This window comes from Paenibacillus sp. EKM10P (assembly GCF_011800655.1).
Lineage (GTDB): Bacteria > Bacillota > Bacilli > Paenibacillales > Paenibacillaceae > Paenibacillus > Paenibacillus polymyxa.
On sequence record NZ_JAALET010000002.1, the window covers coordinates 333,643 to 357,838 of the forward strand.

Here is a 24,196-nt window from a genome sequence, read left to right on the forward strand (position 1 = left end):
CAAAGGAGTTTAACGTCCGTTATTAGGTACGACTACTAATGCTACCTCTTTCCAAATATTAAAATCATAATTCACTTCAAACACTATTTGTTCATCCTCAGATCCTTCACGGTTTTTAGGTAGGAACAGAATGAGATATTTTTTCCCCGGGTCTAATTTATACGGTTTCTTGTGCCATCCACCAAAACCACTATCCTTCTCCCAGTTGTATGGATCTAATTCGTTTTTTCCACCGGGATATTCGTCTGCAAAAATCAATCTGCCAGCCATCACAACGGCTGCTACTTCTACAATCTCTGGTGATTTACCAATACAATCTAAATCTATGTATCTAAACTCTTTACCAATCTTAAGTTGAACTGTTGCTATTGTGGCGCAATTATTAGACTCTTCTTTGATACAGTCATACAGTTCTTGAGCTGAGTTGGAGAAAGCCAGCCATCGTTCTACGTTCTGTGATAAGTCAGGTTTAAATGTATCGAAATAAATATGCTTATAACCTAACGGTCTATAAAGTTCAATCCTATTAATGACATCTTCAATCCGATACTTTTTAAGTTGTACAAACTTAATAAAGTCTGGACGGTGTGTCTGCAACCATTCGGCAGCTTCCTTAAGTGTCTGTTTAATCTCTGCACTAAATCCACCCCTGTTAACCGTATCTCGTGCCACTGGCTTTTTCAAAATTCTTGCGGCAACGGTCACTAGAAGTCTTGTTCTCCATCTTTTTATCCCTTCTTCATTTGCAAAGATAATTCCTTTTTCTCCGCTCTCAAGTAACCCCAAAACACCTTTCTCAGTTAATATGCTCGATTTCCCCACACCTGAAGGAAGGACGAGATACATTAAGTTCCCAAGCTTCTGACCATTGATCTTCTTATTTAGCCTAGGAGACTCGAATAGCGGTATTCCTGCATCTTCACCTGCCTCCAATTGATCAATGGTTTCATCTAGGTTATCTATAAGATTGTATTCAATTACTTCTCCACTATTTACGTGAGAAAAGGATTCTTTATGTTTAAATTGAAAGAAGCTTTGCATCTGTTTAAGTGACATATTAGCCAATTTTGAAACCAGATTTGTATTACTTATATCCAACAATCCTTGCTTTTGAAGATTACGAAGTGACTCATATTTTTGTACTTCGCTAAAATGATATTCATCATTTCCTTTGTCTCCGTCACACTCTGATACGACTTCATCAATTGTTGAGAAGCCGCCATAATCATTATAATAATCAAAGTATGACTTCTTGCCGTTTTCAGAAGGTTTAGATGTAATAAATGAGTAAGTGGTTACATCATCAAATAATCGAATACCACTTTCATACATCTCTTTTCCAATATAAAAGTAGTACCACCATATTCCTTCTGTAAAAGTTTCTTTGCTGATTTTATGGGTTTTATATTTACCGTATAAGGTGGGCGTATTCCATAAATAACCGATAAATATAGACTCATGAACTTTTGATGGATCTACAAATTCTTTGATATATTCTATTGTTACCACTCCTAACGAATTACACATAATCAGAAATGTCTAACTCATCCCGTTTATTGCTATATGTATTTTTGTTTGTAAGAGATTGGTCTCTTTTTGACTCTTGTTTTTCAACTCTCTTTGCCACTTCTAATTGTTTCTTTTTATTCTGTCTTATTCTCCAAGCATCATTTAAATGCCCCATCATAGTAGAGATTGTATAGTTGACCTGATTAACATCGTTCCAATCTCCAATCTTTGTAGACATTGCATGTAAGTTATTTTTCTCAGATAGCCTATAAGCTTCAAGCATTAGAGCATAGTCAGGCCCCGTTCTCCACTTTGGAATTTTCTTGCCTTTTTTATACTCAAAGCCAGCTCGAAGATGCTTCAGTCTTGTTATATTTGCTACTGATAGTGTTACTAAATCGTGAAACTTTATTATGTATTGATATAGATCATCCCATTGTTCGTTTTCAATTCTAGTTGCCTCTTGCTCTTTCTTAAACCTATCAAAGCAGTATTCTTTGTGGTAATATCTCCTGTTTTCTAAAATCATATCTTCTCTAAGTCCATACTGACTACAAATCGGACACTTAACTGGTCTTGCCAGTTTAATCACCCCCTTTAGAATTTAAAACATTCAAACTCAGGCAATCTCAACAAATTGTTTTTCGTAAATCCTCTATGTTTAACTACGCACTTAATAACTTCTTTAATGTAGACTGTACTTTCTGTTTCCTTTACTTTAAGCTGCTGGAATACCTTGTACCCTGCTTTTCTCTCATTTGAGCCTACTGCTAAAGTTAAGACACCTACTATTCGTTCACCATCAGATAGTAGCCAACCAAATTCATCTTTTTTATAACCAGCAATGTAGTACTCTCCAACATCATAGGCAATTACTTTAAGCCACTTATCTGATCTTTTGTCAATCTCATATTTTGAACCGATGTCTTTCTGAACGATTCCTTCAAGTTTTTGTTGTTTAGTTAGATTAAAGTAGTCAACTCCATGACCTAAGATAAACTTTGTCTTTTTGTAATAATCATTATCCTTAAATGCTGACTCCAGTATCTCTTTGCGCTCAATTAACGGCAAGTGGGTAACACTTTTTCCATTATAATTAATGATATCGAATGCACAAAAAGCTACTTTGTGTTTACTTTTTCTTGATTTAAACCTTTCCATAACTGATTCAAAATTTGGTTTTCCTTCTGAGTCAGTAACAATTAGTTCCCCATCTAGAGTTGTTCCATTTTCAATTGGAATATTATCAATAAGCTCAGGGAACTTGCCAGTTACTTCGTTCTTATGTCGTGTATATAGCCTTACTCCATCTCGTGTATCTACAAGAAGTCTTATCCCATCAAGCTTTAACTCTGTTAAATGCAAATTACTGTTAAATGGCTCATTGTTATCTGCCTTATACAGAAGCATTGGAGATACAAACATATTCATCACCCATTTAACAGTATATCAAATGAGTATATACTATTTCAGCGGTAAGTTATGTATATCGTTTAAAATGAAGATTTTATTCAATTTCATGGTATACTTGTAAAACATTTGTGTTGTCGATTAATTGATCGTGTTCATCCAATACCATAATGAATGAATCATCCATTGGAATATAGACACCCGTTTCATTGAGGTGTTTTACAATGATCTTCCTGACCTCTTCTAGACTTAGTGTATATCCTGCTGTCATTCCATCTCCTCCTCCATTAGCTCAAAGCGCTTGATGCCATCATCTGTATATCCAAAAAACATATCCACTGGTCTAGCCCAAATGTTATTATTTTTATCCTTGTAGATCACCAAACCATCCAATGTTTCAGTGTGTGTAGCCATACTGACAATTGTGTAGTAATTTCCTTTATAATGCTTGTATCTAGCTCCCTTAGTTACTTCGTAAACCATTTATTTTCCTCCACTATGTATTTGGTAAAATTGAACTTTTACTCAAAGTATTTATGTCTAGCGAGTAAATTTTTTCTTCATATCCAATCTGCATTCTTACGGTAATTTTGTATGTATTTTTTCAATATATAATTCTTCGCTTTGTTGCATTAATGAGTTAATTTCATCATTAAGTCGTAATATTTCTTTTTTATTATCATCCTCTACTGCGACATGTAGTTCCTCGTACTTCCAACCCAATTCATGGTAAATTCCCGACAGTTTTTCATATAAACTCAAAATTTCACCTCCTTCTCCTAGTAAGATCAACCTTTTACTATTCTTCTTCTTTTGTTTCTTTTAATTCTTCATTTGTTCCCTTTAGTTCATTCTGATTTCTTTGATTAGATTTCGCTTTAATCCATTCAAAAAACTGTCGTGACTGCCCCAAAGTGTAGCACTCTAAAAACTGTTCTGGAGTTATTGCCAACGTTTCATTTAAATACTCTTCTAGTTCATCGATAGAGGCATAAAAATAAAAATCACTGTATTGATTACTGGTAAGTAGCTTAATTTTATATTCTTGTTCGCTCATTGTTGTAGCTCCTTGTTGTCGTGTACTTATCTACCCAAAGGAATTTTCAGTATTGATCCTAATACAATTGGGCTTGAAAAACCCTTTATTTTCGATTAAAAATTCCTCTAATCTGTCCAAGTCATAACGATTGCCAGATTCTTTGACCATTTCTACTAATTCTTCTCTTGTGAAGATACTTTCATGAGCCAATGGCTCTCCATTATCACCTTCATAAGAACCTTCCCACCAAAATTGATACAATTGCATTGACATCCCCCATTTTTGATCAAAGTAAACTTTTATCTGTTTTTAAGGATTGATTCAGCATAGGATAGGCTTTCTTGTACATTCCCTGCGACTTCTCCAGATAGAACTTTTTTAAATTGAATTATGACCCATTCTAAAGCATCATAGCACTCTTCAACCATATGCTTGTTCTCGTTCTGCATACCTAAGTCTCCATTCTTAGTAAAAGAAAGATTTTAATTGGATCAGTCAAATGCGTTTTCTTCATCTGAAAAATATTTGCGATTTTTCCCAGTGGCTTTCTCAAGGTCACGAATGTAAACCATAATATGATTTGAGTAATGAGGGATTTCAGTCATTTGGTCTAAGATAATGTACAAATTCCTTAATGTTTCTTCTGCCTCGACCATTCTTCCTTTGTTGTACCCCAACACATAATCCGTACTTGTGCTCATATTATCTCCCCATTTCTATGTAAAAGGAAAATTTGATTCTATTTTTCTTTTGGTTTAATGTTTGCAAGGTAAACAATCAATACTAGATAAAATAAAGAACATATCCATGCCAACACTGGACCTTCTTTCCAAGGAGACACGTTATAGATAAAATTAAAAGGCAAAGCAAATACGACTATCAGTAGAACTACAAAAACAAATTTTATAAACAATGTTTCTTTTCCCAATCTAATGGTGCCACGTAGATAGAATAGAGCAACTAGAAATATAAGAACCTGAATCCAAGGCATTTTTTATATCACTCTTCCCGTAAAATGTACGATTTATCAGAATCTCAATTGATCATAAATCTTCACAAAAATCTTAGCAATATTCTTAGCGTCATCAATCCCTCTGTGATGGGTTCCCTCCATTGGCAGTTTAAGCATAGTCAAAGCTCTTTCCATGCCTACGCCTCGCTCCCTACCAATCATCCTCCCATGCTGATGCTTGAGACTGATATGGTTATCCGTCCATTCACATGCGATTTGATGTAGTGCACAATCCTTCTGCAACTGGTTCTTATCATAGAACCCCCAGGAGCAGAGAACATGAGGTTCATTGCCTATCCACTCTCGAAATTGACGGATTGCCTGCGGATAATACATTGCAGCATCCACATCCGCCTGAGAGATGGAGGTAAGCCGCTTACAAAAATCAGAAAGCTGTGGGCTTAATACAGGCTTGACAAAAATTTGGAATTCACTTACAGTCTTCAGCCTATCATTTAGTTTTACGGCTCCGATCTCAATAATTTCGTTTTGTCTTTTGCGGTCATTTTCCCAACAAGTAGCTTCTAGATCAAAAATTATGTAGTTCATATATGCTCCTTTTTCTTTATAAAATATTTGTTTTATAATGATCCGTTATAAATTTTTAGAAGAAATGCTTTAAGCTTCTCCTCTAATTTCCCAGCTTTATGTAAAAATTCGAATTGTTTCTCTTCGTCTCCTCTAATCTTATAAATTTTAAATTGTTTATAGAATCCAGAAATTTCATCCTTATATATTTTATATTGATCAAACTCTTCTTTCGATAATTTATTAAGTTCAACGTGAGACCACACTCTAGCTTTCACTTCTTTAATTTCAAGTTCATTACTGAGATAGGCTCTATGATTGCCTCCACCATCTACAACATAATTTCCATCCAATGTTTTTATGAGATTAAAATCCGTTGGAGACTCGTCCTGCCAACCATTATTTATTATTTTCATTCGAAGTCTCTCTAATTTCACTTCTCTTAGTTCCCGTGATAAAGCAATGATCTTCTTAGGATCAATTAATTGTACACCTAATTCAATTAATGCATACTTAGTTGAGTCATAGTATTCTTCAAGTACGTCATCACTATCAAGCCACTCTTTACTTATGTTAATCCCCCCTTATTTAATTTTCTTGTTAAAACTCACACTTCATTCAGTCTTCTAATCTTTCAACTGTGATTCGCACTCTTTTACCTGCTAAAACTAAGAGCAGATACTCATTCAAAGAGCAACCTTGCTCTCGATTATCAACGTCTGCGTATGCGGGTTCTCCATTAACTAAAAACACATCTACAATTCCTTCAAAAACATTACTCTTCAAGAAAAATATCACTTCCCTTAAAAGATTCGTTTGATTAGATGTATCTAAAACTATATGGGACTAACTTCCAATCCTTTGACAAAAGCAGAGGGTGTCTTGGACTCTTGCCTTCAGGGTCTTCTAAGCATTTTATCTTATGAGCATACGGAAATAATAAAGTCTCAATCTCTCTTTTTCGTCTCACATATTTCTTCATGTCAGATCCCCATGCAATAATAAGGACATCTCTTTCGGCTGCTGTTTCTGTGATGTGACTATCATTATACGCCTCATATGCTTGATCTCTATTTTGAAGTTCAGACGGTTTTGATGCCATAAATGCATACATGTTAACAATATCTACGCCACCATAGTTGTTATCAATCAAATAATTAGTAAGGTTCATTATCGTATCATCTGTTTTCAATGAATTAGCTCTACTTGGATTGAGCATAACTACCCCTACAATTTCCTTGTCTTTCTCCCAAATTCTCGTTAGTCGATATCTGTATAGCTTGTTATCCGCCATTACAGCAGTCGACTCAATTATCTTCTTATCAATATAGACCACGTGGCACCATCCTAAATTGTAAGTGAAAGACTAATTATATAAATTATCTACATTTCGAAAAACGACTTTAATGCGTGATAAACACACCTTAAGTTTGTTTAATCATTTACCATTTCATCATGTAGAAATCTACTCCCCGTAAAATTCTGTAATTGGAGCATTATAGGATGTTTTGAATAGTTCCGTTTTGTTTTTGACCTATTTAATTCAGGCTGAAAACTAGATATTAATTGTGACTCCACACTATCCAAAATAGTCTTTGCTTCTTCTATTGGCGATATCCATTCAATTGGTAAATATTCTTTTCCCACCAAAAAACTCACACTACAAAAGTAAACCCTCTTGGGCAGATTGTTATATATAGGATCATGAAGTTTTAAAGCTACTCTATGCCCTCCTGCAAAACGACTTAAATTTGAAGATGTTTTACCAATGTAAACAATTTTTTCATTTGGAAAAATTCCCACAGTAACAATATAAATTGGATAACAGTGATTTGGAGGTTCACCAAGCTCCTCTTTAATCATTTCGACTTCTTCTCTATCCAACCAATTTCCTGTATTGTTTTGTGTGATGACTAAAGCCTCATTCACATATTCCCTTACCATGTTCCACGTCGTTTCTAGACTTCTAGGTATATGTTTATTAACTTCGTGAAGAGGATAACAAACATCCATACCTAAAAAACCACCAAGATTGAACTCGGGTTTTCCTTCTTCTAAATAAGCAAAAGCAGGGAGAGTTCTTTTCCTCTCCAGCCAAGGAGTTAAAGGAGAAAAATACTGCATATTCCTTCCTCCATTCTATGTTGTCACACACTCTATTTACCAAGCATATATAATAAAAGAATTGCTTTATCAGCTACTTTGAATAATATCTAAATCGTGCAAATCAACTATACCTGATCGATTATTGTCATCAAAACGAACTTTAGCCCTTATGGGATTATCCAACTCATCTAATTCAAATTCAGCTATAACACACCTTCTATCTCTGTGTTTGATCTTCAGAAGATTCAATGGTGAAACAACATAGTGACCCCCAACAAACAAGTCCACTGCTCTTACTATTTCACCTTTCCTTATTTGCTCTAAAAAATATCCTGATGAATTATTGCTATCTCTTAGATTGTTGTAATCCATCATACTTCGGTTATATTTTGATTGAGAATCCATTTGCTACACCTCGTTTCCTAGTAAAAGTGTTATTTTATTGCGCGTTTCCTATCGATAATACTTCCCATAAGTTGCTTAATACCAATAAACATGACAAGACCGAATGTGATTGGCGACACACACAACGACCTCCAAAAATATATCTTACTATTGTACCAATTAAATGTTTTTTCTATATTCGCTTCACCTGTATAATCATCTTCAATTACTATTGCACCATCAATAGGTCTAATAAATATTCTGTTCATATCTACATTCATTGGATTAACTATTATCTTATAGTCTCTTGGATCTGATTCGCTATAATGAGAGTACCAGAAAGAGTTAAATTTAGGTTCCTTGTTTTCATCAGTTCGAGAAGGGTGAAACCAAACAAATTTCTTAGTTGCATCACTGAATTTAAAATTATAATTTGAACGTGCGCTACTATTTGCAATCAATCTAATTATCCCAGTTCTTTCAGCCTCTTCAATTTCGTAAGGAAATAAGTGGTCGGTATAATGTATTAAATTCCTTCCATTCAATTTTTCATACTCTTCTTTTATGATCCGTCTTATGTAATATCTCGATTTCAAAGGATAGAGTAAAGGAACAAGAACAAAGTATCCTATGTACGGGATTATGACAGAGATGATACTGGGCAAACCGGGTATAATACCTTCAATCCAAATAGATATCAATAATGCTAAAATCAATAGTATTAGCGTATAAAATAAAATAGTGACCAATTGTAATGCATGTCTGATTCTACCGATTTTCCCACGCAATTTTTTTCTTACTTTTCTTTGCGTCATCTCCAATATTATCACCACCAATAAAATTTTATCTTTTTAATCCTTAGTTATTATATTCTCTATCTATTTTCTCAGATATCTCTTTTTCTATAAGCAGTTCTTCGAAACGTTCAATGGCTTCTTCGGGATTGTTGCTCAGTTGTACCGAATCTATGTATGTATCTCTAAAACTGTCATTATCTCCGACCCCATTTGTATCCAACCATTTTCAATTATAATCTCAAAATGACTAGCCTTGTGACGATATTTGGCTGCTTTCCTAATTGAAGCCCTAATTTCTTTAGAGATTTTAGTCTTCATATGCTGTCACCTCTCTTTATAGAACTAACTTATTACCTTATGCAGTAGCTCTTTTTTCAATTTTATCAATATCATTTTTTAGTTCATACCAACATTAAACTACCCAATTGCTAACTTCTAATCCTCTGTTAGCTTTAATTTCCTCGTTGCCTTTTCTCATAACTAATGAGCCCAAACCGATAAATGGACATGTCCAACCTTTGTAGTCACCAATATTCTTGTAAATAAGATCAATATCTTCTTGTTGCATCTCTATCCCTCCTCGATGCTTAACATAGCAATATTATACAACATTTTCCTATGTATTTCTTAACAACTTATACATATTATTTTATTATTTTTGTTTGTTTAAGTCAAGCTGAATTATTCCAACCTGACCAATTTACTCAAGTCAACATCCATATAAGCAGCTATCCTTACTTCTACATCATTCCTAATTTTAGACCAAAGAAATCGCATGGTGTGAGTATATCCACGACATAGATACTCGGTCACCAAATCTTTATCTGACCTAACCCCCTCATAAACTTTTATGCCTCTCTGTCTCATTTTTTGACGAACCACTTTTAAATCTGTCAATACTCTGCTTTGTAAGCCCTCTAGATATAAAACAAACAATTCCTTCATCTTTAAGTCAGACTTCTTGATCTTGCTTATGTTAAGCTCCAATACATCCAACACATAAGGTAGTTGTATAAAATCAATTACAAGCTGAGTGTCTTCATTAGATGTTTTATAATTACTCATGCTGTACACACACTCCTAGAACGTTTGTTCTTATAGTGTACAACTAACTAAATAACTATTCAATAGCATCGTATCTAAACATGTTCCTATCTGCTTCAACAAGAACTCTTTGTCCAACATATTCGCCATCTATGTATAATTCGAATTCATAACCTTTGTATTCAACCAAGAGAGTATTTGAAGGAATGTTCCCGTAATTCCTTGTGTACTCCTCTCCACTAAGCAACTCAAACCGAACAACAATTAGACTGTTCATATGATTTGTTTTAAGGTAAATTCTAAAAACAGTGTCTGATTTGGGTGGAAACTGATACTGAACATTAGTCTTCTGTTTTGCCATTATTATGTATTCTCCTATCTTGGTAAAACGATGCTTTTACAAATCTTTAGCTTCTAAATAATCTTCTACTTCAATCATCAATTCCATTAACTCTTCATACTCTGCACCACTCATAGTACTTTTGCCACGATTCAATACAGTACATAATTCAAGATCTAGGGCGCTTGCTACTTTATAAATCTGCTGAAGCAATTCTAAATTACTCTTCAATGCTCATTAGCTCCTTTAATGCCTTTTCATATTTCTTTATTCGCTCATAGTCCTTCTTTGTTGGCTGCTCAATCCTACTCAAATCAATGTTATCTTCAATATCAGCAATCTTAACTTTTCGCGCCAACTTATTTTGTTTACAACGTGCAATGAACTCCCAGTACGTTTCGTTCTCTTGTCTTGTCAAGGCAATAACTGCTTCAATAATTTGACTTGTGAAATATTTCGACAGTTTTTCTCCGGTCATAGTTGTGTCTTCTAGGATGTCATGTAGTACAGCCACAATTTGTTCTTCATTTGAATTCATATTCATCATTACACGCAATGGATGTAAGATATATGGATTACCACCCTTATCATGTTGACCATTATGCATAGTTGCAGCAATTGAGATTGCGTTGTTTAAGTTGTTTACCATCTGAAAACAGTCCTCTCTGTACAAAACTGTATCAATTAACAACCATCCTTTTTTATAATACTGAGCGCTATATTCTTGTCCAAGTACCAATTCATCGTAGTTATTATGCCACTTAGAATACATGACCTTCATTAACAGTAGCCTCCTCGTCATTTCATTCCTTCTAAAAGCCCAATTTTATCAGTTTAGTATTATTGAATTACTACATAATAAACAGAAGTTACGCCTTTACGTTTTCTTTTTGGAATACTAAAGATTCTTAGTTTGCTTCCCACAACTTCAACTCCGTCTTCTATTTCGTTCAAGTTTATTCCAGAACATATTTTGTTTAAATTTGTTTCTTCCATTAAATAGCCTTCTTTAATTCCATTCTTCACAAACGTACAATCAGAAGCGCTTAGAAATTGAATGTCGCGATGTCCTTCGCTTTCCAATTTTTTGATCATAGTATCAACGTAATCCTGAACTTTCGTAATCATTGTTATCATTCCTCCGTCATAAATTCGTTTATCCATTGAATCCATACAATATGTCTAATTCAAAATCATTTTGTGGTCTTAGTGTATAGAGTGTCTTTCCCACTTTTCTTGCATATCTACAACAGTTACCAGTACCACCCTTCGTTCCATCCCAAGCAGCGACAACAATCCGTGATTTATCTACCATGTATTCATTTCTCTTTTGCATTTTCGCTACATGATACTCGCCAATCGGCACTCCCTCTACTCTATATAGTGGCATCTCGTCTACATAAACAACTTCATCTGCTGTATCAAGCATCTTCGTGTACCAGTGCTGAGTTACACGATCAGTCCATTTACTTGCTTGATTTTTGAATGGTATCGCTACAATGTTTTTGATTTCAGAATAATCTGTGTTCTTTAGCCCCTGAACTGTCCAGAATGCTATTTGGTCAAAGCCGATAGCACCGCCAGTAATAAAACGTTCAACTCCCTCGTTCTTAATTAAGTCAATTAACACTGTTTCAATTTTGCTCTTTATGTATTTTGATTGTTTATCCATAAGGCTGTAGCAATTTCCTAATTTATTCGGGCGGTGTCCTGTGAATGATAGTGTTCTACTTTCTAGCTTCTCCTGTACTCTGCGTTCTTCACGTCTTTTGTTTATTTCTTCTCTTCCTTCAGGGGAATTTAGCCATGCGAAGTCAACCATGAGTATCACCTCTTTCTTAAAAATCTAAAATCTCTGTAGCGCTGCAATTAAAATAAATGACCCCATCATTACATAGAAATATGTTTTATGAGAGAATTTTGACTTGTTAGTGAAACTTATGAGGCGACAAGGTGGGTATAATATTGCCATCGCCGCCAACATACCCAAAGCAGTATTAAGATAAGTAATTAGAATTTTTGTCACCCTTTATATTAAAATGTTCATTTTATACCAATCCAAAATTGAATCTAGCCATAAGAAACATATTGATAACTTCATTCATTCTTAAATTAAAGTATTCTCCTGTGCTATCCCACCACTCCGCAGGTTTTTCTAACAAGCTCATACTGTACCAATCAACAAGTGACACGAAATCAGTGATCTTCCCATCCCTCCCCTTGTTTTTATGATACTCAACAATCCTTCTTTGGATGTCATCGATCAAATGCGGATAATGAGCTACAATACCCTCAAATCCTTCACTTAGTTTGTTAATAACAATAGTTTTTGTGCTTTTGTCGCTCATGGCAGCTTTCAAAGGAGGGTCAATATTTATGATCTTGTCAAGCAATTGTTCTGAAGCAATAATCTTATCCATAATAATCCTCCAATAAAATTGAGTTTGTATTTTTATTTTCTATGTAAAATATGTATTTCATCAACCTACAGTTTTCTACCACACACAGGACAGAAATATATTTTTACCCCATACAATGAATGAAGTTCGCTTCCACCAATAACACTATCCTCCAGATAATTGCAGCTATTAATGAAAACTGAATAGTCATCACTGTGATTTCTCATTAATGGCTTTCTGTCTGCCAATGGCCTACCACTACAATATGGGCAAGTGTCAATATCCACTTTGGCACCACCTTTGCATAAATTCATCACGACTCCCGAAGCACAACTCTATTATGTTCCCAATGTTCCATTCTGGCTCTACCGTATTCCATCTCATTCAAATTGTTCATAACATTTAAGGCTTCTTCGTAATTTGAAGTTGCAGAAAATACAATTCCACTTCTCCCTTGTACTACATAAATACTTTGTTCATTTTTCTGCTTCATTTCTCTTCTCCTTTTCAATCCACTCAAGCTTATTAGTGTCCCAATTATCCTTTTTATGCTTTAGTCCCATCTTAGCAATAACATATGAATAGATGGGTTTGTATCCGTAATTGTCAGTCCGAACATACTTGTGCATATATGGAAACGAATCAGATGGATGCTTATAGTAACTGGCACTTATAAAGTATCTTTCTCCGAACCTATCACCACCCAGAACACGAACACAGAGATCTACAAACTTATCCTCTCTTTGTGGAATCCATACATGGTGGTGCAAGTGAAAACTTCCATCTGAATCTAATTTCATCTTTTCAAATCGATACAAACATTCATCTTTTACTTCATATGTATAACGATCAACTTCTCGATAAAAACCAAATCCATTTGGGACTTCATAATTAACTCCATTGATGTTTACAACCTTTATTTCGGCATTCAGTCTACGTTCTTCGTCATCAATTTTCCGCTTCAGTTTACTCATTTCTTCACTAATGCTCAATTTTGCCGTTCTAGACAGTACAGATTTGTAATCCGATTCCACTTGTTCATATTCTTTTTTCATTAACTCCAATTCCATTCAGTACCTCCTATTTTTTTATTAATACTCTCTTTCAAACCCTCTACATTCTTTTATTTCATGTTTATTCTCAAAAAATTCTTGAATAGCTTCATCTGAATTACTACAAGTCTCAAGACATTCGTATTCATCCTGTTGGACTGCATCTCCACATTCATGCCAGAAATGTGTACATTTCAAACAAATACTGCTTGTGTTAACTTTGATTTTAATCACTTCATATTCCCTCTAGATTTACAACATTAAATTCTTAATCAAACACGCATTTTACTGAATAATTACTTTTAGTCGTGCTAGTTTACTTTTATATTCATTATTATCTTCTGCTTTCCAGCTAGATGTCCATTTCTTCAGGAGATCCGAAATTGGTTCTTTATATAGCGGCTTAAAAAATTTAGCTTCACCCTCTACAACAAAAGCTATTTCATAGTAATCTCCATAAAAATATTGCAATAACTCTTCAACCTCTTTATTGTAAATAGGAGTTTCTACAACATCAAAAGTTTCTATTTCTGCTAGACCCACAAAAAACATATTCATCCTCCTTTTGTTACATAAATCAACACCACTTAAATAACCACATCTGTCATACCACATTTTCTATAAATAACTCTAAGTTTCTCTCTGACTTCTATGTATGCCGCATTTACTTCTTGCATTTCTCCTTCTACGTTCACAACTTCGTTAATCGCATCTTGCATAAGCAACGCTTCTCTCCATGCTGTTCGTTTCTTAAAGTATTCGTAGTTGTAAGTGTATGAATGACCATAACGATCTGTTGGATTAATTGTTTTATTTAATTCGACATATAATTCTTCCAGCTTAATAGCGCATCTTTTCAATTCGTTGTCTAAACTTTCATGTACTTGTTGCAACTCAATAAACTCCTGAGTTTTATTATTTCTGATAATTTCAATTGGCACACTTATAGTCATAAAAGATTTCTCTCCTTTATTTATTTACTGAAGCAATCATTAGTGCTCTCACGGATTCTTTTAATTAAATCCTCGCCCCTTTTTTCGTCCCATTGATTTATATAAATACACTTCCAACCCAAGCAGTATTTTTTCTTCTGGTAGATTTTTAGTTTTTGAACAAGTTTGTAGTAAGTCATCCCATGTTCTCTGCTTGTATTAACTCTGACTTCATCAATTTTTATCTTGTATTGTTTACCATCTTCGTTCCAATACTTCTTATACATCAATTTCCTCCTACTTATAAAACGTGCCTTTTACTGAAACAGTTTAATGAACTCCTCTTTCTTTGCGCTTGCTTCATTCTCCAATTTTACTAATTCAGAATTTCTTCCCCAAGATGATAACACGATAGTCATCGCGCTCGTTTCTTTATTTACTTGATCGTTAAACATTTTTATTATTTTCTTGTATTGAGCTTCTGATATTTTTCTCATTGTTCAACTCCTTATGAAACAGACCATCAACTATTCTTAATTAAGTTTACTTTATTATCAATAAATTCAATCGTTCTCTCAAATGCTGAGTAATCTAAGTTGTTCATTGTTTCTTCTTGTAACTCAAGTAAAGTTTCCTTAATAGCTTTGTAGTGTTGAAGAATCATTCTCTTTTCGTTGACTTGTAGTTTATTATTATCGAAGCGTCCCATACCCAATTCTCCCCTTTCTTAATAAAAGAACTCTTTTAGCTAATTTCTATGATCGATTGTCCAAACAACTTCCTTATGATTGTTACTTTGAGATTGAAATTTCCATCCATTGTTTGTCATTTCTACGGCGTGTTGAAGATACTCTTCATAATTTTCATATTCATAAGTTTTAATTTCATACAGAAGCTTTGGCAAACTGCTTTCCTCCTCTATACTTTCTTTTTTCAATTGTATAACTTCAGAATGATTAGCTTGCTTGCTAATTAGCGACTCTGGAATTAAGTATCCTCTACAAATCGGACATTTGTCATAATCAAATACCCACTTCTCCCCACAGCCCTCATAGTGAGATAGATGGAATAAATGCCTCTTGGGTACTCCAATACAGTGATACATTTTACTCACCTCTTTTTTTGAATTGATATGTATCTTTCCATAAATCAATTATAGCATCCATCTTGTTTGATATCAATATATTTCATTATTTTTGCTTATTTAAATAAAAAAAACCTCCATTAAAGGAGGCTTTGCACTAACTAATACGCAAATGCTTTTTATCTGTCACTAATTCAACACCTTCAACAACTTTACCCTGTTTTACGGCAGCCAATAACCCCTTGGTATCAATCTTATCGGGTTGCGGAATTCTGTATGTATTAGGAATAGCTCTTTCATTCACAATATTAATGGATGGAGGATTCTTTTGTAGTCTAACTTTAAATAGACCTGCGTCTATCTTGTCAATTTTATTTACTTCTAGCACAGCTTGAGTGTAGCTCTTTAATCCTTCTATTTTGTTCTGAAGGTATTTGCGTTTTTTTGCAAGTCGATCTTCTTCTTCTTTTAAGGCTTTGATATCTCCCTCGATGTTTTTCATGAACTTAGCGATATTCTCTGCCTTATTACTAATCTCATCTTCAATAGATTCTAGTGTCTCAATGTACAGTTGCAAATCATCTTCCGTTAAATCGTCATTGTCCCACGCAGAATCTACAAAATTGTTAAATACTCTATACTGCTCCCCAAGCTCATATAACTTACTCATACTTTATCATCCTTTTGTATGTATTATGGTAAAATCTATGTTTTATACTAGTAAATAGCAACAAAACTTTTCCTTGCTATATATTTTTATTCATATTATACTTTTTCAGTAAGTTTTTTTGGGAAGTAATGCTGGCCAGCTTACTATATAAACCCAATATCAAGGAGGATATACTATGTTAAAAGTAGCTAAAGTTGCTTTATCTGTTTTGCTCCTATCTGCATCAATCCCTTCTTTAATGGCAAATGCCCAAGAAAATGCTACTCCCAACAACTATGACCAGTATATTAAAGAAGCGATTGAACAAGAAATCTTACTAGATAAAGGTGCATCTAGTACTGCAAAAGGCATGTCAACTTTGAGCAATAAGGAATTCGATAAAACTTTAGACAACATCACAGAAAGTTCTAGCATTAGTCAAACCACAAAAGAAAACATCAAAAAATTGGAAAATGCAGAAGTTGTTCTTCTAGACTTCGATTCAGATGGAGAATTAATTAACGCAACTTCCTCCGATAAAGGCGATATCCGATCAAATTTTGAAACAAGAGAAATCACAACTACAGAATCTACATATGGAACTGAACCACATGAAAGAATCTCTACACAATCTTACTTAGGTAATCAAGGAAACACAGCAGGCAAAGAAACAGGGGCATTCCATCGCCTTCAAACTCCCGCTAGTAACGCTAATAAAATATATAATGGCGTAGTTGCAGACTCTGTTGTTTTGCCAACTTATAATATCACTGATGCTTTGAAATATTCAGAGGCAGCCTACTTATACACTGGTGTTGATGGAGTAGCTGAAGTTGGATTTGAAGGAATTGCTTCTCAGTTTACTCCAGCTGGGTGGTATCCAATGTTCCATGCAAAATCAAATCATACTGTTGATTCAGGAAATACCAATGGCATACCACAACCTAGTAGTGGTAAATATTACTATGATACAACTAAAAAGTTCTATGGTGGTGACAAAATTAACGGCTATAAAGTATATTATTACTCAACAGACTCAACGCTCACCATTAGAGAGCAAATAAATTACTCGGATATTTATGTTGTTAGATTTAATGGATTAGGAAGCACAGGTAGATCAGTTAAGCGGCTAACTGCAATAGCTATGGGTTCTGCCACTTCAACCACCAGCCCATTCCACTATGGATACACTACACCTGCTATTTGGAACAATATGAAATTTCTAACTAACAATAGTTCCAGTTCTGTTTACCCAAGTAGCGTCTCAGGATTAAGCAACGACGTATGGACTCACGGAGGAAAAATAGACTATACCAAGTCAGGGCAGTCAGAAAGATATGTCTTTTCAGTAAATTGATTGTACTTTGAATTAAAAGGAGAAAGACATCATGAAAAGATTCTTTATGGTTTCTGTGTTTCTTATTTTTTCACTTGCATTAAGCGTACAAGCCAGTGCAACAAAACATCCTTATAATTACACAATTAATGTGGAGGTAAACAATGTTCCCGTTAATTTCGGAACTAATTCAGATGCGCCTCCGTATATTGATAATGCTACAAATACAGCTTTTGTTCCTCTTCGTTTTGTTTCTGAAAATTTAGGTGGCAAAGTAACAGATTGGAATAAAGCTTTGCAACAAGTCACCATCCAATCGAAAGACGGAACTGTAATTAAATTAGCGGTCGGTAGCAAAACTGCGTATGTCAATGGTGAAAAGAAAACCTTGCTTGTTGCACCGCAAAGTCCGGCAACTCGCATTCAAGTTCCATTGCGAATTGTTTCTGAAGTATTGGGAGCTAAAGTTGATGCTAAAAAAATTGATGGAACATTGAATGTGAACATTACAACTTCCAAGTAACATTTTTTAATCTAGACCACCTTTTTGATAAGGTGGTCTTTCTCTGTTGTTTTTGTTCGACTTAGGAAGAGTGCTCCATTTTTCCAGCTTTTTGAAAGATAAAGTTCAAAAGAATCAAAACTTTGTTGTTTAATTTTGACTCAATAAAAGTCCTCTTTTATTCAATTATTTGTGCTTTATTTAATGAGAAGGTTTATAATATAAATACTAACTCTCACTAAAGGTGGCAATTAAATGGCACTCTCTCCTAAACCACTCAAAGAATTTGATAAATCAAAAATCAATTCTTCTGACGGCGCGCGTTACTTATTAAATAGTAAAAAAAATACTGCAATCAAGATACCGTCAACTGTACTTAAGGTGCTCCAGAAATTAAACGCTAACATATTTCTAGGTGACGCTTTGATTACCGCTCTTCATTTAAGATCGTTTGGAGATGATGAACTTATCATTAAAAACTGGCACGAATCTTCCTATGACATGTATCAGTTCCCCAATTCCACACCAAATCAGAGGTTTCTAAAGTTTATGGAAAACGTGTTTAACGTAATTTCACACGAACTAACAGAGAAAGAAACAGACACTCTGCTCTACTTTTTCGCAAGAGTTCCTCATGGATATACCCTCCCCGATAATCTTATTCGCTGTCACTATGAGCTGAGACATACTATTCTCTAGGGAGCGGTCTGTAAGGCTGCTCTTCTTTTTTATGAAATTTCTATTTTACATTAAATTTACATTGTCAATGATTCTTCAACGAAAGTTTTTGACGGCAGTTATCAGTTTATTTTTATAGTCCTCAAGGGTCATAAAATAAATATGCTTGTCTGGTCGATTGTAGTAATCATCATAATCTTCATAATCGAAAGTAGGATCATCTTCTTCATACATTGCATATGTATTTGGAAAGCTCATTGATTTTTTATCATACTTTTTAACATGTTCATTATACAAATAGTCCTTTTCGTATCTTTCTAAATCTTCAACACATGTAAAATCAAATAACTCAAGCCCTTGTATGGGGAGATTGTGACCTCTATGATTAATTTTACACTGGTAAAACTCATGTCGTTCTGCATCGCCTTCACTTTCGAATTGCTTACCATCACTTGTCTCCCACATTGTTTCAACATCTTCCCCCACTTGTACAGTTTCATACTTTGGGGTTTTAATTTCAATTTTCTGAATCATCATATCTCTCCTTTTAATCTAAAATTACAATCTAACTAGATTCAAATAAATAGAGCAGGCTAAAACAAAAGCAACAATATCGTCAATGCATCTAGGTGTGATCGTGCCATAAAATACTTTTTCTGCAATTGTCCATAAAAGACCTATCACGCAGTAGATTCCCAATACAATAATGAAATCAATAATAAAGAGAAGTAAGCCAATCAAAAAGTTAATCAAAAATAAATCCACTCTTTTCTAAACGAGATAATTTCAATTAAATCGCGATTTTAAATCAAGGATAGCTTCCCGTAGATTCTATAATAATAGTCCTCTAATATTTTTTTTCGTCCAGAAATATCTTTAATTGATGCTACTAGTCCAACATCTACTTGTTGTAATTTAACAATCGCTTCCACTTGCTGATGACTCATAAAATCTCTGATTCCTTGATGTTTCTTTAGACTATGTTTCTCTTTGAATTTTTTTGAAGTCATCCCGAGTACTATCTTATTTATCATGTCTGCCTCATTACTGTAATGAAACGGATTTGGATTTTCGTGAGACATTTTAATCATCGTTGTTAATGCTGGATATTCAATTCGTGCCAGTTGTCGCTCTTGAATGAACTTTTTCATTTCGTTGAATTTCTCTATGTATTTTATTTTAAATTTAATTGCATTTTCACCTGTAAATCCCATTGCCAAAAGTGTGAATCCATTTTCAGTCAACAAAAACTCTGGATACTCTTTTCCTCGATCATTTTTATAGGACGATTTTATAAAATTAATGTCCCAATCTGACTCCCCAATTTTGGGGAGTGAACTTTGAATGTTTGCAATATCTCTGAGTACATGATCGTGTCGTTTTACAAATATTTCTCCAACTTTTCTACTACTTACTACTGGTATACCATCAAGTGCAGTAATTCCAAATTCGTCACCCATAATAGTTTTTAACTTTTTACTCAAAATTTAATTCCCTTCTATGTAAAATTCTTATTTGATAATCTTTATGCTTTTTCAATTTCTATTTCCCCAGTTCTTTCTTTAAAAGAAACACAATCAAAACACTTGGAGTGTCCATTACGGTCGGCCTTACCTTCTCTGTCTCCAAAGGTAAAGTTACAACAATGACTCCCCCTGCTTCCATCCTCATATTCATAAATTATTACCTTTTCACATATAGGAAATCTTTCTTTGTAAGCTTTAATTTGACGAGGGGAATACATACCATAATCTTCATACTCTTCATCACTCAATTCGCCTCTTGCTTCGCGAATCCAAATATCTGTTGGTAAATCACCATTCGAACCACTATTATGTATTTTTTCTTGTCCTTCTATCGTAAATGTATCTATAAATCCATACAAACAATCATCACAAATTGTAAATTCAACATCGCATGCATCTAATGAACTACCATATCCCACTCTTCCAAGATTGATTGTGTGCCATTGCTCTTGATAACTAAATGCCCAATCATCTTTTTCATTCCAAGTTTCTGTTTTACCACATTTATAGCACCATCTTGTCTCTTCTGGACAACAATTTGCTTCGTGGTTGGCGCAATTGCCCTCATCTGTAAAAACCTCTTCACATTTCTCACATTGAAACTGTTGATTTATTTTCATTAAACCACTTCTTACGTATTTTTAGTTGCTATTGCTCTCATTCTATCAGCAGCAGCCTGTCTCTGTTCGGGTGTCCAGTTGCGACCACTACTCTTAGCACGCAATGATACCTGCCCATAGTCACCCTTGAAGTAATGACCACCATCTGCATCAACTCGAAGCAGCTCCAAACCAGCTTTTTTGATTTTTGTGATTGTTTTAGGGGAACAACTGTACACTTCCCACTCATTTGTTTCATCATTACACACACATACAGTTTCACGCTCTTCTGCTGTAGCCATTTATTCACCTTACCTTTCATAGATTCCAATCATTCCGTTTTTATACGCTTGTAATACACAAGAAGGACATAGTTTATTGGCATAATTATTATCAAAATCAATTAAAATAGGCTTAATTGCTGGCTTATCATTATGATACCCACCTACCCAAAAGCTCCCAGAGTTGCATAGTGAATGATATACATGTTCACCAATATCACTCAAAATATGGTACTTGTATTGCTTATTTTTTGCGGTTTGTGTGTGATAAATCTTCATTGTGCCTCCTCTGTCATTATCTGATGGGGGGAAATAATCCCCCCATTTGTACAATTCATTTAAAATCAAGTTTCCTTATCGTTTTTAGCATTTCTCTAAGCAAAGCTGATTCTTTCTCCGTTACACTAACATCTACTTTGTCCCAAACAAATACCAGCTCTTTTTGCTTTTGTATAAATTGTTGAAGTGAGTGTGCTATATCTATAGCTTTAATGTCATTGAAATAATCATTGGCAACCACGGCAAACAACTCGCTGAACCTTCGATCCAGAGCCTTACAAATAGCCGTGGCTTCAAACATAGTTACTGGTATACTTTCAAAACAACTTTCTTTAACCTCATTTAGTCTTGTCTTATTTATTCCCGTATCTATTTCTAAATCAATTAACACATCATTTTTTGAAAGAATGTTATAAAGAGATCCTAGTGCAGATATTGTGTAATTTAAACGAAGCTCTTCTTGCATTTTTTCATCTGAGATTAATGAGCCTGAAATATCTACTCCTATCACAGGAGGATCATCAAGCGATATGAGTATATTATATTCACTCATCCCCATATTTTTTCCAAGATACAGTGCGTTACTTTTTGAAACAGCAATCTCTAGATTTTCATACTTTTGAATAGTGGATTCATGAAGACCTACTTTTTCGGAAAATGCTCTTCTGCTTATACCATGTTCATTTCTGTACTTTTTCAAAAGATTGTGAAATTTTATTATCACTGTAACAACCTCCTTTTGAGATCATTATAGTATTATAATAATATTATGTAAATACTAAATTGTTTTAACATAGTGAAATGCTGATTTTACTTCGATCTAAATAAATCCATTAGTTCTTGATATTCGTCTACCAAAGATTGTCTGCCTTGCTTTATGTATTGTCTAATTACGTCTGCTTGACAGTTCAAGCTTTTACCTTTGAAAATGTCATTAAAATCATCAAACTCTTCTGCATACCTTACCAAATCAGGATGGTTATCTAAATAATTTACCCAAAGCATTTTGTACCATTGTGACAAATAATTAAGATCGTATTGTTTTCCGTTCAACTCAATGTGTGTAGGTTGTTTTCCCTTTGCATCTTTCCAGTTTGATGGTTTATAATCCCCAAATCTCTTACACATCTGATAGTGATTTTCTATTGAATTAAACCTACCCCATGCCCTTACTTTCGCATAAAAAGCGGAAAATCGTTTATCTCCTTTTGATGAACATTCAAGTATTTTTATTTTCATTATCTACTTCTTGATAAATGATCGATTTTATTTACACATCGCTTTTTAATTGATCTAATATTGTTCTATAATCAGAGAACTTTTCTTTGTAAATTTCAATTCGACTTTGAACTAACTCCAACTTATGCCCCAAATCTTCCTTTTCTCTCTCTAAATCAGGAATAAAGTTTTCGTAGTAGTCTAACTGCTGCTCAATAAAATGTTTTGCGCTTTGAACGCTCAGATAAATCTCTCCTTTCCTAATGAAATATCAATTTTAATTAAATTTAATATGATGTTCACATTATGTTCATCATCATTTACAATTAATTCATTTTATTGTTTACTTATGGTAAAACATCCACTATGATAAATGTGTATTCCAAATATGAAAGGATGATAAAGATGAAAAAGAAACTATTAGTTAGTCTGTTGACTGTTGTTGCTTGTTTCACACTTGGATCAACATCTTTTGCGGCTAGTGCTACCACACAAACCACTAATACTAACTCAAGTAAAATTTCATCAATAACACCTTTTGAAACTAAATATGTCACTCATCAAGAGGTTTTACCGAAATCATCTTTTCCTGATATGTCTAGTTTGCCTATGTATTATGGGTACAATCAAGATGGTTGGACGGGCACCATACCTTTGCGTTCTGTCGATGGACAAACAGGTTACACTTGGACAGTCACTTATGCAGGATGGGTAAATCGATAAGTTTAGTTAATTAATTTTATGAATAGTAGGCTCTATATTTTTCTATTTACCTGAGCCTACTATTCATATAGTGTACATACTTTATCATCAAATCTTTATTTTATAGTCCTACATTTCCTTAGAATAAATAAAAGCTCAGTATCCTCCGTCCTTCTCCAACAGCCACTCTTTTAGTTCCACTTGGGCCTTTGCGAAAGCCAATTCAATATCATTGCTTTGAACATGGATTATAGTTCGCCCATGCCATGGATGACCGATTCTGTATCCCACAGAAATACACCAATCTAGAACGTCTGAATGATATACTTCTAGCGTCCAACTTTTATGATACTTTTTTATTGAATCATAAAATTTTATGAACTCTTCCATGATTACCTCCTCGTTCCCCGATCAAATTCAATTTTCATTGGTATTTGCCGACCAATGTATTGATGTCTTTAAGTGCCACATTAACTTCATTGATTGACCCCCAAATTGAACCACCACTCGATTTAATCTCAATTTTAAATTGCTGTGGATCAGTTACTGGCTCAACTGGTGAACCATGATAAAACAATGTTCCTTTAGGAAAAGTCTTTTGATAATAAGAATCGGTATATTCCTTTGTTAGTTCAGTCAGTCCTTTACAGCCTTTCACACGCTTTTCTTCTTTCTTGCTGTGTATGTGATATCCAAGAGACTTATATTTATGAATTTCTACTAATAGTCCTTCTCTAATTCGCCAAATATCTTTAACTTCATGAGATTGAATCTGTTCCATTTATCCTCC

The 24,196-nt window shown here is 34.2% G+C and carries 48 protein-coding genes; 4 read left to right on the forward strand and 44 right to left on the reverse strand.

The annotated features are described in order from the left end of the window. Positions 1–9: 9 nt before the first annotated feature. The 35 genes from HFE01_RS06655 to HFE01_RS06820 all read right to left on the reverse strand — a co-directional run bounded on the left by HFE01_RS06655 (position 10) and on the right by HFE01_RS06820 (position 16,306). Entirely contained in the window at positions 10–1,527 is a 1,518-nt protein-coding gene (locus tag HFE01_RS06655; protein ID WP_181955920.1) for a replication protein, read from the reverse strand. Continuing rightward, a complete protein-coding gene (locus HFE01_RS06660) occupies positions 1,520–2,101 on the reverse strand; it encodes a hypothetical protein (protein ID WP_167438101.1) in 582 nt (193 codons plus the stop codon). Before HFE01_RS06660 ends, HFE01_RS06655 begins: the two co-directional genes overlap by 8 nt. 5 nt (positions 2,102–2,106) lie before the next feature. Next, a complete protein-coding gene (locus HFE01_RS06665; protein WP_243208152.1) occupies positions 2,107–2,940 on the reverse strand; it encodes an ATP-dependent DNA ligase in 834 nt (277 codons plus the stop codon). A 76-nt stretch (positions 2,941–3,016) separates the two neighbouring features. Then, positions 3,017–3,190 (reverse strand): hypothetical protein, encoded by a 174-nt coding sequence (locus tag HFE01_RS06670; RefSeq protein ID WP_167438099.1) that lies wholly within the window; start codon positions 3,188–3,190, stop codon positions 3,017–3,019. Continuing rightward, the gene (locus HFE01_RS06675; protein WP_167438098.1) at positions 3,187–3,402 is read right to left on the reverse strand and encodes a DUF1653 domain-containing protein; all 216 of its coding nucleotides are present in this window, start codon (positions 3,400–3,402) and stop codon (positions 3,187–3,189) included. Before HFE01_RS06675 ends, HFE01_RS06670 begins: the two co-directional genes overlap by 4 nt. Positions 3,403–3,498: 96 nt before the next feature. Further along, positions 3,499–3,681, reverse strand: a complete 183-nt coding sequence (locus HFE01_RS06680; protein ID WP_167438097.1) for a hypothetical protein — start codon at positions 3,679–3,681, stop codon at positions 3,499–3,501. A 37-nt stretch (positions 3,682–3,718) separates the two neighbouring features. After that, entirely contained in the window at positions 3,719–3,976 is a 258-nt protein-coding gene (locus HFE01_RS06685) for a hypothetical protein (RefSeq protein ID WP_167438096.1), read from the reverse strand. 30 nt (positions 3,977–4,006) lie between these two features. Then, on the reverse strand, positions 4,007–4,225 hold the full coding sequence (locus tag HFE01_RS06690; RefSeq protein ID WP_167438095.1) for a hypothetical protein: 219 nt from the start codon (positions 4,223–4,225) through the stop codon (positions 4,007–4,009). Between the two features lie 32 nt (positions 4,226–4,257). After that, complete coding sequence (locus HFE01_RS06695; protein WP_167438094.1) at positions 4,258–4,407, reverse strand: hypothetical protein; 150 nt, start codon at positions 4,405–4,407, stop codon at positions 4,258–4,260. Positions 4,408–4,449: 42 nt separating this feature from the next. Next, complete coding sequence (locus HFE01_RS06700) at positions 4,450–4,659, reverse strand: hypothetical protein (protein ID WP_063213224.1); 210 nt, start codon at positions 4,657–4,659, stop codon at positions 4,450–4,452. 326 nt (positions 4,660–4,985) lie between these two features. After that, positions 4,986–5,519 carry a 3'-5' exonuclease gene (locus tag HFE01_RS06705; protein ID WP_167438093.1) on the reverse strand — a complete coding sequence of 178 codons (534 nt, stop codon included), beginning with the start codon at positions 5,517–5,519 and terminating at the stop codon, positions 4,986–4,988. Positions 5,520–5,551: 32 nt separating this feature from the next. After that, positions 5,552–5,914 carry a hypothetical protein gene (locus HFE01_RS06710; RefSeq protein WP_167438092.1) on the reverse strand — a complete coding sequence of 121 codons (363 nt, stop codon included), beginning with the start codon at positions 5,912–5,914 and terminating at the stop codon, positions 5,552–5,554. Between the two features lie 202 nt (positions 5,915–6,116). Further along, the gene (locus tag HFE01_RS27055; protein WP_155613662.1) at positions 6,117–6,284 is read right to left on the reverse strand and encodes a hypothetical protein; all 168 of its coding nucleotides are present in this window, start codon (positions 6,282–6,284) and stop codon (positions 6,117–6,119) included. A gap of 34 nt (positions 6,285–6,318) precedes the next feature. Next, positions 6,319–6,834, reverse strand: coding sequence for a DUF1643 domain-containing protein (locus HFE01_RS06715; protein WP_167438091.1), 516 nt, complete (start codon positions 6,832–6,834; stop codon positions 6,319–6,321). A gap of 98 nt (positions 6,835–6,932) precedes the next feature. Further along, the gene (locus HFE01_RS06720) at positions 6,933–7,622 is read right to left on the reverse strand and encodes a hypothetical protein (RefSeq protein WP_167438090.1); all 690 of its coding nucleotides are present in this window, start codon (positions 7,620–7,622) and stop codon (positions 6,933–6,935) included. Positions 7,623–7,691: 69 nt separating this feature from the next. Then, entirely contained in the window at positions 7,692–8,009 is a 318-nt protein-coding gene (locus HFE01_RS06725; protein WP_167438089.1) for a hypothetical protein, read from the reverse strand. A gap of 29 nt (positions 8,010–8,038) precedes the next feature. Continuing rightward, entirely contained in the window at positions 8,039–8,809 is a 771-nt protein-coding gene (locus tag HFE01_RS06730) for a hypothetical protein (protein WP_167438088.1), read from the reverse strand. A 388-nt stretch (positions 8,810–9,197) separates the two neighbouring features. Further along, positions 9,198–9,353: a hypothetical protein gene (locus HFE01_RS06735; RefSeq protein WP_167438087.1), complete on the reverse strand. Its 156-nt coding sequence runs from the start codon at positions 9,351–9,353 to the stop codon at positions 9,198–9,200. A gap of 113 nt (positions 9,354–9,466) precedes the next feature. Further along, positions 9,467–9,850 (reverse strand): YhjD family protein, encoded by a 384-nt coding sequence (locus tag HFE01_RS06740; protein WP_019687616.1) that lies wholly within the window; start codon positions 9,848–9,850, stop codon positions 9,467–9,469. A gap of 55 nt (positions 9,851–9,905) precedes the next feature. Then, entirely contained in the window at positions 9,906–10,190 is a 285-nt protein-coding gene (locus HFE01_RS06745) for a hypothetical protein (protein ID WP_167438086.1), read from the reverse strand. A 36-nt stretch (positions 10,191–10,226) separates the two neighbouring features. Next, entirely contained in the window at positions 10,227–10,400 is a 174-nt protein-coding gene (locus HFE01_RS06750) for a hypothetical protein (protein ID WP_167438085.1), read from the reverse strand. Further along, complete coding sequence (locus HFE01_RS06755; RefSeq protein ID WP_181955921.1) at positions 10,390–10,950, reverse strand: HD domain-containing protein; 561 nt, start codon at positions 10,948–10,950, stop codon at positions 10,390–10,392. Before HFE01_RS06755 ends, HFE01_RS06750 begins: the two co-directional genes overlap by 11 nt. A gap of 59 nt (positions 10,951–11,009) precedes the next feature. Then, complete coding sequence (locus HFE01_RS06760; RefSeq protein ID WP_167442852.1) at positions 11,010–11,333, reverse strand: hypothetical protein; 324 nt, start codon at positions 11,331–11,333, stop codon at positions 11,010–11,012. Beyond that, positions 11,326–11,991 carry an SLOG family protein gene (locus tag HFE01_RS06765; RefSeq protein WP_167438083.1) on the reverse strand — a complete coding sequence of 222 codons (666 nt, stop codon included), beginning with the start codon at positions 11,989–11,991 and terminating at the stop codon, positions 11,326–11,328. Before HFE01_RS06765 ends, HFE01_RS06760 begins: the two co-directional genes overlap by 8 nt. Positions 11,992–12,217: 226 nt before the next feature. After that, positions 12,218–12,589, reverse strand: a complete 372-nt coding sequence (locus tag HFE01_RS06770; protein WP_167438082.1) for a hypothetical protein — start codon at positions 12,587–12,589, stop codon at positions 12,218–12,220. A gap of 292 nt (positions 12,590–12,881) precedes the next feature. Continuing rightward, positions 12,882–13,061 carry a hypothetical protein gene (locus HFE01_RS06775; protein ID WP_167438081.1) on the reverse strand — a complete coding sequence of 60 codons (180 nt, stop codon included), beginning with the start codon at positions 13,059–13,061 and terminating at the stop codon, positions 12,882–12,884. After that, complete coding sequence (locus HFE01_RS06780) at positions 13,045–13,638, reverse strand: hypothetical protein (RefSeq protein WP_167438080.1); 594 nt, start codon at positions 13,636–13,638, stop codon at positions 13,045–13,047. Before HFE01_RS06780 ends, HFE01_RS06775 begins: the two co-directional genes overlap by 17 nt. A 21-nt stretch (positions 13,639–13,659) precedes the next feature. Next, the gene (locus HFE01_RS06785) at positions 13,660–13,854 is read right to left on the reverse strand and encodes a hypothetical protein (RefSeq protein WP_167438079.1); all 195 of its coding nucleotides are present in this window, start codon (positions 13,852–13,854) and stop codon (positions 13,660–13,662) included. A 51-nt stretch (positions 13,855–13,905) separates the two neighbouring features. Then, positions 13,906–14,172 (reverse strand): hypothetical protein, encoded by a 267-nt coding sequence (locus HFE01_RS06790; RefSeq protein ID WP_167438078.1) that lies wholly within the window; start codon positions 14,170–14,172, stop codon positions 13,906–13,908. A 35-nt stretch (positions 14,173–14,207) separates the two neighbouring features. Continuing rightward, on the reverse strand, positions 14,208–14,573 hold the full coding sequence (locus HFE01_RS06795) for a hypothetical protein (RefSeq protein WP_167438077.1): 366 nt from the start codon (positions 14,571–14,573) through the stop codon (positions 14,208–14,210). 20 nt (positions 14,574–14,593) lie between these two features. Then, positions 14,594–14,839: a hypothetical protein gene (locus HFE01_RS06800; protein ID WP_167438076.1), complete on the reverse strand. Its 246-nt coding sequence runs from the start codon at positions 14,837–14,839 to the stop codon at positions 14,594–14,596. A gap of 30 nt (positions 14,840–14,869) precedes the next feature. After that, complete coding sequence (locus tag HFE01_RS06805; RefSeq protein WP_019687631.1) at positions 14,870–15,049, reverse strand: hypothetical protein; 180 nt, start codon at positions 15,047–15,049, stop codon at positions 14,870–14,872. A 26-nt stretch (positions 15,050–15,075) separates the two neighbouring features. Beyond that, positions 15,076–15,261, reverse strand: coding sequence for a hypothetical protein (locus HFE01_RS06810; RefSeq protein ID WP_019687632.1), 186 nt, complete (start codon positions 15,259–15,261; stop codon positions 15,076–15,078). A 39-nt stretch (positions 15,262–15,300) separates the two neighbouring features. After that, positions 15,301–15,705, reverse strand: a complete 405-nt coding sequence (locus HFE01_RS06815; RefSeq protein ID WP_147288168.1) for a hypothetical protein — start codon at positions 15,703–15,705, stop codon at positions 15,301–15,303. Positions 15,706–15,793: 88 nt separating this feature from the next. Then, entirely contained in the window at positions 15,794–16,306 is a 513-nt protein-coding gene (locus tag HFE01_RS06820) for a siphovirus Gp157 family protein (protein WP_019687634.1), read from the reverse strand. A gap of 175 nt (positions 16,307–16,481) precedes the next feature. On the opposite strand from HFE01_RS06820, the gene HFE01_RS06825 reads away from it, so the two are divergent. From HFE01_RS06825 to HFE01_RS06835, 3 genes are all read left to right on the forward strand, one after another. Continuing rightward, positions 16,482–17,642, forward strand: a complete 1,161-nt coding sequence (locus tag HFE01_RS06825; RefSeq protein WP_167438075.1) for a hypothetical protein — start codon at positions 16,482–16,484, stop codon at positions 17,640–17,642. 31 nt (positions 17,643–17,673) lie between these two features. After that, positions 17,674–18,144: a copper amine oxidase N-terminal domain-containing protein gene (locus HFE01_RS06830; protein ID WP_181955922.1), complete on the forward strand. Its 471-nt coding sequence runs from the start codon at positions 17,674–17,676 to the stop codon at positions 18,142–18,144. 234 nt (positions 18,145–18,378) lie between these two features. Beyond that, entirely contained in the window at positions 18,379–18,822 is a 444-nt protein-coding gene (locus HFE01_RS06835) for a hypothetical protein (RefSeq protein ID WP_167438074.1), read from the forward strand. Positions 18,823–18,897: 75 nt separating this feature from the next. Here HFE01_RS06835 and HFE01_RS06840 read toward each other — a convergent pair whose 3' ends face one another. From HFE01_RS06840 to HFE01_RS06870, 7 genes are all read right to left on the reverse strand, one after another. Further along, a complete protein-coding gene (locus HFE01_RS06840) occupies positions 18,898–19,335 on the reverse strand; it encodes a hypothetical protein (RefSeq protein WP_167438073.1) in 438 nt (145 codons plus the stop codon). A gap of 269 nt (positions 19,336–19,604) precedes the next feature. Further along, positions 19,605–20,285 carry a Rha family transcriptional regulator gene (locus tag HFE01_RS06845; protein WP_167438072.1) on the reverse strand — a complete coding sequence of 227 codons (681 nt, stop codon included), beginning with the start codon at positions 20,283–20,285 and terminating at the stop codon, positions 19,605–19,607. Between the two features lie 41 nt (positions 20,286–20,326). Next, positions 20,327–20,947 (reverse strand): hypothetical protein, encoded by a 621-nt coding sequence (locus HFE01_RS06850; RefSeq protein WP_167438071.1) that lies wholly within the window; start codon positions 20,945–20,947, stop codon positions 20,327–20,329. A gap of 11 nt (positions 20,948–20,958) precedes the next feature. Continuing rightward, positions 20,959–21,228 (reverse strand): hypothetical protein, encoded by a 270-nt coding sequence (locus HFE01_RS06855; protein ID WP_167438070.1) that lies wholly within the window; start codon positions 21,226–21,228, stop codon positions 20,959–20,961. Between the two features lie 9 nt (positions 21,229–21,237). Further along, a complete protein-coding gene (locus HFE01_RS06860; protein ID WP_167438069.1) occupies positions 21,238–21,486 on the reverse strand; it encodes a hypothetical protein in 249 nt (82 codons plus the stop codon). A gap of 55 nt (positions 21,487–21,541) precedes the next feature. Further along, positions 21,542–22,210, reverse strand: a complete 669-nt coding sequence (locus HFE01_RS06865; RefSeq protein WP_167438068.1) for a helix-turn-helix domain-containing protein — start codon at positions 22,208–22,210, stop codon at positions 21,542–21,544. A gap of 86 nt (positions 22,211–22,296) precedes the next feature. After that, positions 22,297–22,725 (reverse strand): DarT1-associated NADAR antitoxin family protein, encoded by a 429-nt coding sequence (locus HFE01_RS06870; RefSeq protein ID WP_167438067.1) that lies wholly within the window; start codon positions 22,723–22,725, stop codon positions 22,297–22,299. 384 nt (positions 22,726–23,109) lie between these two features. Between HFE01_RS06870 and HFE01_RS06875 the strand changes: the two genes are divergently transcribed. Then, positions 23,110–23,427 carry a hypothetical protein gene (locus HFE01_RS06875; RefSeq protein ID WP_167438066.1) on the forward strand — a complete coding sequence of 106 codons (318 nt, stop codon included), beginning with the start codon at positions 23,110–23,112 and terminating at the stop codon, positions 23,425–23,427. Between the two features lie 135 nt (positions 23,428–23,562). On the opposite strand, the gene HFE01_RS06880 is transcribed toward HFE01_RS06875, so the two are convergent. Then, positions 23,563–23,796 carry a hypothetical protein gene (locus HFE01_RS06880; RefSeq protein ID WP_167438065.1) on the reverse strand — a complete coding sequence of 78 codons (234 nt, stop codon included), beginning with the start codon at positions 23,794–23,796 and terminating at the stop codon, positions 23,563–23,565. 34 nt (positions 23,797–23,830) lie between these two features. Continuing rightward, positions 23,831–24,187: a hypothetical protein gene (locus HFE01_RS06885; protein WP_167438064.1), complete on the reverse strand. Its 357-nt coding sequence runs from the start codon at positions 24,185–24,187 to the stop codon at positions 23,831–23,833. Positions 24,188–24,196 lie beyond the last annotated feature (9 nt).